The 11,935-nt window shown below is 48.4% G+C and carries 7 protein-coding genes; all 7 read left to right on the forward strand.

Going from position 1 to position 11,935, the window contains the following annotated elements; all coding sequences use genetic code 11:
• Positions 1-52 precede the first annotated feature (52 nt).
• Positions 53-3,586 (forward strand): pyruvate:ferredoxin (flavodoxin) oxidoreductase, encoded by a 3,534-nt coding sequence (gene nifJ, locus DXC51_RS21190; protein ID WP_021633791.1) that lies wholly within the window; start codon positions 53-55, stop codon positions 3,584-3,586.
• A gap of 205 nt (positions 3,587-3,791) precedes the next feature.
• Positions 3,792-5,243 carry a 4Fe-4S dicluster domain-containing protein gene (locus DXC51_RS21195; protein ID WP_025491283.1) on the forward strand — a complete coding sequence of 484 codons (1,452 nt, stop codon included), beginning with the start codon at positions 3,792-3,794 and terminating at the stop codon, positions 5,241-5,243.
• A gap of 168 nt (positions 5,244-5,411) precedes the next feature.
• Positions 5,412-7,160 carry a sensor histidine kinase gene (locus DXC51_RS21200; RefSeq protein ID WP_117545361.1) on the forward strand — a complete coding sequence of 583 codons (1,749 nt, stop codon included), beginning with the start codon at positions 5,412-5,414 and terminating at the stop codon, positions 7,158-7,160.
• A gap of 127 nt (positions 7,161-7,287) precedes the next feature.
• Complete coding sequence (locus DXC51_RS21205) at positions 7,288-8,688, forward strand: ABC transporter substrate-binding protein (protein ID WP_117545362.1); 1,401 nt, start codon at positions 7,288-7,290, stop codon at positions 8,686-8,688.
• Between the two features lie 190 nt (positions 8,689-8,878).
• Positions 8,879-9,772, forward strand: coding sequence for a carbohydrate ABC transporter permease (locus DXC51_RS21210; protein ID WP_021633786.1), 894 nt, complete (start codon positions 8,879-8,881; stop codon positions 9,770-9,772).
• A gap of 15 nt (positions 9,773-9,787) precedes the next feature.
• Complete coding sequence (locus tag DXC51_RS21215; RefSeq protein WP_021633785.1) at positions 9,788-10,645, forward strand: carbohydrate ABC transporter permease; 858 nt, start codon at positions 9,788-9,790, stop codon at positions 10,643-10,645.
• A 242-nt stretch (positions 10,646-10,887) separates the two neighbouring features.
• Positions 10,888-11,865: a response regulator transcription factor gene (locus tag DXC51_RS21220; RefSeq protein ID WP_117545363.1), complete on the forward strand. Its 978-nt coding sequence runs from the start codon at positions 10,888-10,890 to the stop codon at positions 11,863-11,865.
• Positions 11,866-11,935: the final 70 nt, after the last annotated feature.

Consider the following 11,935-nt stretch of genomic DNA (forward strand, 5'->3'; position numbering starts at 1 on the left):
TATGCATTGTAAAAATTTAATTATCTATAAAGGATAAGAAAGGAAGGTTTTTATGGCAAGGAAAATGAAAACCATGGATGGTAACCATGCAGCAGCGCATGCGTCATACGCATTTACCGATGTTGCGGCTATCTATCCTATTACCCCTTCATCACCTATGGCAGAAGCTACTGATGAATGGGCAACCGCAGACAGAAAGAATATGTTCGGACAGATCGTGCATATTACCGAGATGCAGTCCGAAGCAGGTGCGGCAGGTGCCGTACACGGATCTCTGGCAGCTGGTGCTCTGACAACCACTTATACGGCATCTCAGGGTCTGCTTCTTATGATTCCGAACCTTTACAAGATTGCCGGCGAGCAGCTCCCCGGTGTATTCAACGTTTCCGCAAGAGCTATCGCTTCTCACGCACTGAGCATTTTCGGAGATCATTCCGACGTTTATGCATGCCGTCAGACAGGCTGCGCTATGCTCTGCGAAAGCAGTGTTCAGGAAGTTATGGACCTGACAGCAGTGGCACATCTGGCTGCTATCAAGGGAAGCATTCCTTTCATCAACTTCTTCGACGGATTCCGTACCTCCCATGAGATCCAGAAGATCGAGACATGGGATTATGAAGATCTGAAGGATATGGTGGATATGGACGCAGTTGACGCTTTCCGTAAGCGTGCTCTGAATCCCAACCATCCCTGCCAGAGAGGTTCTGCACAGAACCCTGATATCTTCTTCCAGGCAAGAGAAGCAAGCAACCCTTATTATGATGCTCTTCCCGGAATTGTTCAGGACTACATGGACAAGGTTAATGAGAAGATTGGAACAGATTACAAGCTGTTCAACTACTACGGCGCTCCGGATGCTGAGCACGTAATCGTAGCTATGGGTTCCGTAAATGATACCATTGAAGAAACCATTGACTATATGATTAAGACAACAGGCGCCAAGGTTGGTGTTGTTAAGGTTCGCCTTTACAGACCTTTCTGCGCAGACGCTCTTATCGGAGCAATTCCCGAAACAGTAAAGCAGATCACCGTACTGGACAGAACCAAAGAGCCCGGTGCACAGGGTGAGCCTCTTTACCTGGATGTAGTAGCTGCCCTGAAGGGCTCCAAGTTCGATTCCGTTCCGGTATTCACAGGACGTTACGGACTGGGTTCCAAGGATACAACTCCTGCACAGATCGTTGCAATTTACGGCAACACCGAAAAGAAGAAATTCACCGTTGGTATCGAAGACGATGTAACCAATCTGTCTCTGAAGCTGGGCGCTGAGCTGGTTACCACTCCCGAAGGAACAACCAACTGTAAATTCTGGGGTCTGGGCGCAGACGGTACCGTAGGTGCCAACAAGAACTCCATTAAAATCATTGGTGACAACACCGACATGTATGCACAGGCATACTTTGATTATGACTCCAAGAAGTCCGGCGGTGTTACCATGTCCCACTTACGTTTCGGACATAAGAAGATTAAATCAACATATCTGATCCGTCAGGCTAACTTCGTAGCATGCCACAATCCTGCCTATGTACGTAAGTACAACATGGTTCAGGAGCTGGTTGACGGCGGTACCTTCCTGCTGAACTGCGCATGGAATGCAGAAGAGCTGGAGAAGCATCTGCCCGGACAGGTGAAGAAATTCATTGCTGAGCACAACATCAACTTCTACACCATCGACGGTGTTAAGATTGGTATTGAAACAGGCATGGGGCCCACACGTATCAACACAATCCTTCAGTCCGCATTCTTTGAACTGACCGGAATCATTCCTGCTGAGAAGGCAAACGAACTGATGAAGGCTGCTGCAAAGGCTACCTACGGACGTAAGGGCGAAGATGTTGTTATGAAGAACTGGGCAGCTATCGATGCCGGCGCTAAGGGCGTTGTTAAGGTAGAAGTTCCTGAAAGCTGGAAGAACTGCGAAGACGAAGGCCTTGATTATGCAGTAGTAAGCGGCGACAGAAAAGACGTTGTTGATTTCGTTAACAATATCCAGACCAAGGTAAGCGCACAGGAAGGCAATACCCTGCCTGTATCCGCATTCAAGGATTATGTGGACGGTTCCACACCTTCCGGATCCTCCGCTTACGAGAAGAGAGGTATTGCGGTTAACGTTCCTACCTGGGATCCTACAAAGTGTATCCAGTGTAACTTCTGTTCCTATGTATGTCCTCATGCAGTAATCCGTCCTGTTGTTATGACAGAGGAAGAACTGGCTAAGGCTCCTGAAGGAATGAAGGCTCTTGATATGACAGGAATGCCCGGAAAGAAATTTGCGGTTTCCGTATCTGTACTTGACTGTACAGGATGTGGTTCCTGCGCTAACGTATGTCCTGGTATGAGAGGCGAGAAGGCTCTGAGCATGTCTCCTCTTGAAACCCAGCTGGCACAGCAGGAAATCTTCAACTACGGACAGACCGTTTCCGAGAAGCCCGAAGTACTTGAGAAATTCAAAGAAACAACCGTTAAGGGATCTCAGTTCAAACAGCCTCTGCTTGAGTTCTCCGGAGCCTGTGCAGGATGCGGCGAGACACCTTACGCTAAACTGATTACACAGCTGTTCGGCGACAGAATGTATATTGCCAACGCTACAGGATGTTCTTCTATCTGGGGTAACTCCTCACCGAGTACACCTTATACCGTAAACAAAGAAGGCAAGGGACCCGCTTGGGACAACTCCCTGTTTGAAGACAATGCTGAGTTTGGTATGGGTATGCTGCTTGCCCAGAACGCTATCAGAGGCGGACTGAAGGCAAAGGTTGAAGACGTTCTTGCCAATACCGATGACGAAGCTGTTAAGGCTGTTTGTCAGGAATACCTGGATACCTATAACTGCGGCGTTACCAACGGACCTGCAACCGACAAGCTGGTAGCGGCTCTGGAAGGCAAAGACTGCGGCGTATGCCAGGATATCGTTAAGAACAAAGACTTCCTCTCCAAGAAATCCCAGTGGGTATTCGGCGGTGACGGATGGGCATATGATATCGGATTCGGCGGTGTTGACCATATCCTCGCCAGCGGAAAAGATATCAATGTAATGGTATTCAATACCGAAGTTTATTCCAATACAGGCGGACAGGCTTCCAAGGCTACACCTACCGGCGCTGTTGCACAGTTCGCAGCCGGCGGTAAAGAAGTGAAGCAGAAAGACCTGGCAAGCATTGCAATGAGCTATGGTTATGTATATGTAGCACAGATTTCCATGGGTGCTGATTACAACCAGACTGTTAAGGCTATTGCTGAAGCAGAAGCTTATCCGGGACCTTCCCTGATCATCGCTTACGCTCCTTGTATCAACCATGGTATCAAGAAGGGCATGAGCAAGGCTCAGACAGAAGAGAAGCTGGCTGTAGAGACCGGCTATTGGAATCTGTTCCGTTTCAACCCTGCTGCAGAGAAGAAATTCGTTGTTGACAGCAAGGCTCCGACCAAGGAATTCCAGGAATTCATCGGCGGTGAAGTAAGATACACCTCCCTGGCGCTGAAGGATGCTGAAAAGGCTGCAAGACTGCAGGCTCAGGCTGCTGAAAACGCTAAGGAAAGATATGATTATCTGCAGAAGCTGCAGGTTCTGTACGGAGATAACTAATCAATATACCTCTGTGAAAGGTATATTACGCCGGACGGGGCGGGAGCCGCAGGGCTCCCGGCCACCCCGGTAAGGCGCCGTACAACTTTACTTTTTGCTAAAAATATAAGCTGGCTTGGGATTTGTCTCAAATCCAGCTTTGTTTTTAAATGTACCAGTTAATTTTTTAACAATCAGGAAAGAGGATAAACACAAAAGTATGGGTATAGTATCTGATGACGCTACCATCTTAAAGATTAAGCACGAGGTGCTCACGGAAGTTGCCAAACTGGCCTTTGCCGGTGAGCTGGATGAAAAAAAAGAGAATATTCCCTATGAAATGATTCCCGGTCCCGAGGCGCATTTCCGCTGCTGTATTTACAAGGAACGTGAAATCATCCGTCAGAGAGTAAGGCTGGCTGAGGGCAAGTGCCCCGGCAACAGAGAAAGCAGCAACATTGTACAGGTTATCAACTCAGCCTGTGAGGAATGTCCCATCTCCTCCGGCTATGTGGTAACCGACCTCTGCCAGGGCTGTCTTGCAAAATCCTGTAAGCAGTCATGTAATTTCGGCGCGATTACCATTGGAAATGATCGTTCCTACATCGATCCCGAAAAATGTAAGAGCTGCGGTAAATGTGCGCAGGCATGTTCCTATTCTGCTATCGTAAAAATCCAGAGGCCCTGTATGAAGAGCTGCCCTGTCAGTGCAATCACCATGGATGAGCACGGCGTATGCCAGATCGACGAATCCAAGTGTATCCAGTGCGGGCAGTGTATCCATAATTGTCCTTTCGGAGCGATTGCTTCCAAGACCAGTATCGTAGACATAATTAACGCAATCCGTGAAGGCAAAAAGGTAGTTGCCATGCTGGCACCTGCCGGCGAAGGCCAGTTCGGTGAGAACATCACCATGGCAAGCTGGAGAACAGCGATGAAGAAGCTGGGATTTGCCGATTTTGTTGAAGTAGGCCTGGGCGGCGATATGACCGCTGCATTTGAGGCAGAGGAATGGGCGGAGAGCTTTAAGGAAGGTAAGAAAATGACTACCTCCTGCTGTCCTGCATTTGTAAATTATATTAAAAAGCATTTCCCGGAACTGGTTGGAAACATTTCCACTACCGTTTCCCCGATGTGCGCAGTATCCAGAATGCTGAAAGCAAAGGATCCGGAAACCGTTACCGTATTTATCGGGCCCTGCATTGCCAAGAAATCCGAAGCGCAGGACAAGAGCATTGAAGGAAATGCGGACTTCGTACTTACCTTCGGTGAGATCCGCGCCATGATGCGTGCAAAGGGCGTTGAACTGGAGCCCGAAGAGAACACCAGCCAGGAAGCAAGCGTATTCGGAAAGCGTTTCGGCAATGGCGGCGGCGTTACGGAAGCTGTTGTGGAATGCCTGAAGGAAAGCGGCGAGAGCACGGATATCAAGGTGGCAAGGTGCAGCGGCATTGCGGAATGCAAGAAGGCGCTGATGCTGTTCAAGCTGGGCAAGCTGCCTGAGGACTTCATTGAAGGCATGATCTGTGAAGGAGGCTGTGTCGGAGGACCCAGCCGCCATAAAGCAGCGATGACTGCCAAGAAGGACAGGGATAAGCTGATTTCACAGGCAGACGCCAGAGGCGTTCATGAGAATCTGAAAAATTATGATATGGATTCCTTCTCCATGCATCGTTAAGAGCTGACGAAGCACAGGAACCGGCTGCCGCAGGGCGGCAGGGCCTGTACGCCGGCAATGCCTCCGGGGCAGACGAAAATGGAGTGAGAGTTTACAGGAACGATAGTGTTCAGAAAGGAGCCGGTAGTTTACTGGCTCCTTTCTTCATACTACCATGAGGGGGAGACAATGAAACAGATATGGAAACCACACCGCCTTTCGGGGAACAAGAGGCAGCCCGCGCAGCTGAAATGGAGCATGACCATTCTGATGCTGATGTGCTGGCTTCTGCCGCTGGCCATTTTAACTATGGCCATCCTGTATTATGTGTCTAACCGGTTCTCCGTCCAGATGCAGGATAATATCGAAAAATCCATGGATACGGCGGTGGAAATATGTGAAATGCGGGTGGCCTCGGCGGTCAGGGTATCCAGAAGCGCTTCCTATATTCCGGATATCAAGGACAGCTGGAAGCGGTATCGGGAGGACCAGAATGAAGTGAAGCTTTTTGAAAAGGTGACCAACTTTCTGGAACAGATGTACCGTTATGACAGCAGCTTTTTAAGTACAATCGTTTATTTTATTGATAAGCCTGAGGATGTGTATTTTACCTACAGGAGTAATTATTACGGCAGCATCAAGGAGTTTGAGAATGAGGCACGTGATATCGTGGCTCAGGTATCGGAGGAAATAGATACCGGAATAGGCTGTGCGGTGCAGAGGGATCATCTGTATATGATCCGGAATATTATGACGCCCGCCTATGAGCCGTATGCTGTTATCGTTATGGATGTTGACAAAGACAGCGTATTCCAGAGCATCGAGGGGATTCCCTGGTTTGTGGATTACGATGTGAGCATAGATGGACAGTGGATCTGGGGAAGGGACTGGGCGGAGGACTACGCCTGTAAGGAAAGCGCGGGAAGAAGCAGCCTGTACCATGAGGGACGCAACAATGCATATGTGATCTGTGAGCGGAAAATGGATAATCATGTCATCCGGTATGTGGCGAAGCTTGATTATGATACCATCCATTATGAAAAAATGGCGCTCCGGTATATTACCATCCTGATGATGGCTTTTACCGTCCCGCTTATTTTTATTGTTTTTTATTTCCTGTACAGGAATGTTACGGTACCGGTGCAGGGCCTGATAGATGCGGCGTCGGAAATCGAAAAGGGGCATTTCGGCGTAAAGATCGAAAAAGAGGAGAGAAGCAGGGAGTTCCTTTATCTGAATAATGCCTTCAACAGCATGTCCGATAAGCTGAAGAACCAGTTTGAACAGATTTATCTGGAGGAGCTGGCGCTGCGGGATGCCAATATCATGGCGCTGCAGTCCCAGATCAATCCCCATTTCCTGAACAATACGCTGGAAATCATCAACTGGGAGGCCAGAATGGAAGGGAATGAAAGGGTGAGCAGTATGATCGAAGCCCTTTCCACCATGATGGAGGCTACCATGGACAGGAAGAAGCAGCAGATGATTCCTCTTTCCGAGGAAATCAGCTATGTGGAGGCCTACTGCTATATCATCAGACAGCGCTTCGGCGAGAAATTCCAGTATGAGAAGCGGATTGATCAGACACTGATGCGCATAGAGGTCCCCCGGCTGATCATCCAGCCGATTATGGAGAATGCGGTGGAACACGGCCTGGCTGGCAAGGCTGGCAAGATCCTGCTGCATATTTATGCGGAGGGCGACAAGCTGAAAATCGAAGTCATAAACGACGGCCTTATGACCCAGGAGGACAAACGGAAGGTGGAGGCGCTGCTGAGCGATTCACCGGACATGGCCGAACAGCACTCCGTCAGCCTTGGCATACGCAATGTGAACAAGAGATTAAAGATAATATATGGCCCTGACTGCGGCCTGACAATCAAAAATTACAAAGAGGATCAAACGGTCAGCACAATAACAGTCAAATTGCATAAATGATTTTTGCCGGAACAGAACAATAAAAGACAAATAATCACAATAGGAATCATTAACCTTTCCGCTTGATTGTTATATGATAAGTACAGATGAAAAACAAGTCATCCAAAACGAAAGGGAGGTTTCTTACATGAAAAGAAAATTATTAGCTTGTGTATTGGCATGCACGATGGTAGCTTCACTGGCAGGCTGCGGTGGAAGCGCAAGCCAGACAGCAACAGAATCCAAACCTGCTGAAACAACAGCAGCGGAGCAGTCCCAGGCAGCCGAGAGCACAGCACCGGCAGAAGAAACAACAACAGAAGCAGCAGAGGCAGGCGCTCTGGAAGTGAAGAGCGGAATCACCCTGAATGTTACAACAACCTTTGCTGGTGAGGAAAGCAACGTCCAGAATTATCAGGATGCAGTAAAGAGATGGGAAGACAAATATGGCTGCAGCGTGGCAGATTCCTCAGGAAGCGCAGATGAAACCTTTAAGTCCCGTGTTATTTCCGACTTTGAAGCCGGCGCAGAACCCGACGTACTGTTCTACTTCAACGGAAACGACTCCAACCCGTTTGTAGAGGCAGGCAAGGTTGTAACCATTGATGAAATCCGTTCCGTATATCCGGATTATGCATCCAACATGAAGGACGATATGATTCCTGCATGTCCCGCAGATAACAAAAAATATGCAGTTCCCTTCTACGGCTTCTGGGAAGGCATGTTCGTAAACAAATCCGTTTGTGAGCAGGCTGGCGCAGAAATCCCCGGTGCAAATACCACATGGGAAGAGTTCATGGGAATCTGCCAGAAGATTAAAGATGCAGGCTTCACACCTATCGCAGCTTCTCTGGCAAAAGAGCCTCATTACTGGTTCGAGTTTGCAGTATACAACCATGACACACCGGCCACACATGCATCCGTTCCGGCTTCTCTGGATGACGCAGCAGGAAAAGCATGGGCAGGCGGCCTGGCAGACATCAAGGATGTATTTGAAAAAGGATATTTCTCTGAAAATACCAATACCGCAGAAGCTTCTGAAGTATTCCAGAGCTTTATTGACGGCAAGTCTGCATTCTACATTGACGGTTCCTGGAAAATGGGCGGTATTGCAGAAGCTACCGAAGATATTGACAACTTTACCGTAACCTTTGTTCCCGGCGCTAACGAGCGTAAGGCTACAGATATCATCAGCGGACTTTCTTCAGGATGGTATATTACCAAAAAAGCATGGGACGATCCGGATAAGCGCGCAGCAGCAGTTTCCTTCATCAGCGATATGACAACCGATGAAAATGTATCCCTGTTCGCTCAGACAGCAGCTACAGCTCTGAAGAATGGTGTTACACTGGATACCGCTTCCCTGAATTCCCTGCAGATTGACAGCCTTGATATGGTTAAGGCAGCAACCGGTGTTACCGGCGCAGCTCAGGACCTTTGCACACAGGAACAGAGAGCACCTATCTTTGACCATATGCCTGAAATCGTAACCGGCAGCGTAGCTATCGAGGACGCAATCTCTCAGGTAATTGAGAACATGAACGAGTAATTATGCGGACCTGTTTATCATACAGGACCGGTGTATAACAGCACAAGGGCCGAAGGCATTTCCTCCGGCCCTTTCATAAAGAAAATAATGATGATATGCCGTAAATAAAGAACCGTGAAAGCAATATTTTAAAAAGCCAGTCTGATTTTAGAATATCAGCGCCCGATGAAACGGGCAGAGAGGTGTTGGTATGAACAATCAACCAAATATTTATAAAAATAAAAAACCTGTCTTTTTCTTCCTTTTCCCGGCTTTCCTTTTCCTGGCGCTGTATCTGTTTTATCCTTTTTTTAAGAACATCATAAACAGCTTCCAGATAATTAAGGATTTAGGGGCGCCCGCCAAGGGCTGGAATGACCCGATTTACAAGAATTATGCTAAGCTTTTTACCGATAAAAATATGGCAATTGCCATGAAGAACACACTTATCATGATAGTGGTAACATTGCTCGGCCAGGTAGGGATCGCATTGATTCTTTCCCTGATGGTAGACAATATCAAGAGGGGAGCAAAATTTTTCCGAATCGTTTACTTTTTCCCCATTGTGGTATCTGCTACCGCACTCGGCCTTCTGTTCAACCTGATTTTCCTGTATGACAAAGGTATGCTGAATCAGTTCCTGGGAATGTTCGGAGTAACGGAGCTTACGGACTGGAAGGATTCGGCCCACGCGATGGTGACTATGATGGTTCCGGTTATGTGGCAGTATGTAGGCTTCTATTTTATCATTCTGCTGACGGGCCTTAACAATATTTCAGATGAGCTGTATGAGTCTGCGTCAATCGACGGAGCCACTGCCTGGCAGAGAGTAAGGTACATTTCCCTTCCCCTGCTCCACAATGTTATCTGCACCTGCAGCGTCCTGGCTGTAACGGGTGCGCTGAAGGTATTCGACCTGCCCTGGACGATGTTGCCCAACGGCATGCCGATGGGCGAGACCTGGCTGACCGGTACATACATGTACTACTGGGCTTTCCAGGGCAAGGACATTGACTACAGCTGTACGGTTGCAATCGTTATCGTAGTGCTCGGCATCCTGCTTTCCAAGGTTGTCAACATGATTTTCAAAGAAAAAGATTATTAGGAAGGGGTATACAAAATGAAAAAGAAGAAATTTTCCGTAGGGCTGCTGTTTGTATATCTGGTCCTGGTTATCTGGGCGCTGACCACAATTTATCCGCTGATTTGGGTTGTCATGAACTCCTTCAAGGATAAAAAACAGATAGTATCCAACTCCTTTTCATTCCCTGTGGGCGCGCTGTTCACACTGGATAATTATGAGAAGGCAATCAATAAATTCAGTATTTTTACCGCTTACAGAAACAGCCTGCTGATTTCCTGTACGGTGGCTGCAGTGGTTATCCTGTTTGCAGGGCTTGCCTCCTATGCGCTGGTCCGCTATAAGTTCAAAGGCAGCGGACTGATGAACAGCCTGGTTATCGCAGCCATGATGTTCCCTGTATTTGCAACGATTATTCCCGTATTCCGTATGGAATCCAGCTGGCACATCGTTAATACCAACAACCTCTGGCTTGCGCTGTTATCCTGCGCGCTGCCGCAGATAGCAGGAAACCTGGCCTTTGCCATCGTGGTGCTTTCCGGCTACATTAAGGGACTGCCTGTGGAGCTGGAAGAAGCGGCCTACATGGAAGGCTGCAACGCTTATCAGATTTTCTTCAAGGTAATTATGCCGCTGACAAAACCCTCCTTTGCCACGGTTGGCATTTTCAGCTTCCTTTGGAGCTATAACGACCTGTTTACCCAGACCTTCTTCCTGCGTTTCCCTGCGCACTGGGCAATTACCAGACTGCTGAATGAAATCTCCGGCAGACAGGGTACGGATTACGGCCTGATGGCAGCCGCGGTTTCCCTGATTGTTGTTCCGCTGATTATCGTTTATGTATGCCTGCAGAAATACATCATCAAGGGCATGACCGCAGGAGCCATTAAGGGATAAGGCACAGAAGCTTTTGCTTCGCCTTTCCCGGAGGGATTCCGGAAAAACGAAAATGAAACAGTTCGGTTGCCTGAATTACAGCAAAATAATAAAAAAAACGGAAAGTGTCTGTCGGCAGGACACTTTCCGTTTTTGGCCGTATATGTTATAATGAAAAAATGTTGAAACTGTTTTAGCAGTTCAACCTTCGGCAGCATTGTAACTGAAATACTGAAAGTACATGACACAGGGGGATAATTCGTATGTACAAGGTGGCGATTGTGGATGATGAACCAGTTATTGTGAGGGGACTTACAATGACGATTCAATGGGAAAAGTACAACTGCCGGGTGGTGGGGACCGCCGGCGACGGACAGGAAGGGATGAAGCTGATCCGGGAAAAGAGGCCGGATATCCTCATTTCCGATATCTGTATGCCCGGGATTGACGGCCTGACGATGATTGCAGGCATGAAATCGGAGTTCGGACCTATGCAGATAACCATCCTCACAGGCTTCCGCGATTTTGACTATGCCCAGCAGGCTATCCGCCTGGGCGTAACAAGATTCCTGCTCAAGCCCTCCAAAATGGATGAACTGGACGAAGCGATCCGCGTCATGATAGAGAACCTGCAGCGCCAGGGAATCATGGGTACAGACGGAGAATCAGAAAACGGCGTAAACACTGGAAAGACCGGAAACGCTGGAGACACTGAAGGCGGCGGAAATACAGGAAGCACGGGAAATGCCGCCGGAAAAGGCCCCACAGGACAAAGCGCAGAAAATGCACCGGAATACCCGGCAATAAAAGATACTGCTTCAAAAGGCGCCGCCCAAACCGCTCCCGGCAATGAACCGTCCGATAAAGACGCCGCCGGGGAAGACAGGGAAGCCGGAGAGACAGATAGCCCTGCAAGCTGCTTTATCGTAAAAAATGCATTAGCCTACATAGAAGAAAATTACAGAGAAAAACTGAAACTTTCCGATGTGGCTGATCAGATATATGTCAGCCAGTGGCACCTGAGCAAGCTGCTGAACAAACATACGGGCCAGAATTTCTCTGAAATACTCAATAACATCAGAATCGAAAAAGCAAAAGAACTGCTCAAAGACCCATCACTGCGCATCGGTGATATTGCGGAAGAAGTGGGCTTTCTGGATATGGCCCATTTTTCCAGGGTATTCAAGAAACAGGCAGGAATCTCCGCCAACGAATACCGCAACACTATCCTGGGTAGGTAGTGGGGCGGACGGGGAATCTGAGCGTGGCTTTCCGGCTTAGGCAGAGGGGGAGGGGCTGTGGTTTTGGCCC

Source organism: Eisenbergiella massiliensis, assembly GCF_003435485.1.

Excerpts from the sequence above, each read along its gene's own strand:
- nifJ (WP_021633791.1), top strand. The coding sequence starts at position 53 with ATGGCAAGGAAAATGAAAACCATGGATGGTAACCATGCAGCAGCGCAT.
- DXC51_RS21200 (WP_117545361.1), top strand. The coding sequence starts at position 5,412 with ATGAAACAGATATGGAAACCACACCGCCTTTCGGGGAACAAGAGGCAG.
- DXC51_RS21205 (WP_117545362.1), top strand. The coding sequence starts at position 7,288 with ATGAAAAGAAAATTATTAGCTTGTGTATTGGCATGCACGATGGTAGCT.
- DXC51_RS21210 (WP_021633786.1), top strand. The coding sequence starts at position 8,879 with ATGAACAATCAACCAAATATTTATAAAAATAAAAAACCTGTCTTTTTC.
- DXC51_RS21215 (WP_021633785.1), top strand. The coding sequence starts at position 9,788 with ATGAAAAAGAAGAAATTTTCCGTAGGGCTGCTGTTTGTATATCTGGTC.
- DXC51_RS21220 (WP_117545363.1), top strand. The coding sequence starts at position 10,888 with ATGTACAAGGTGGCGATTGTGGATGATGAACCAGTTATTGTGAGGGGA.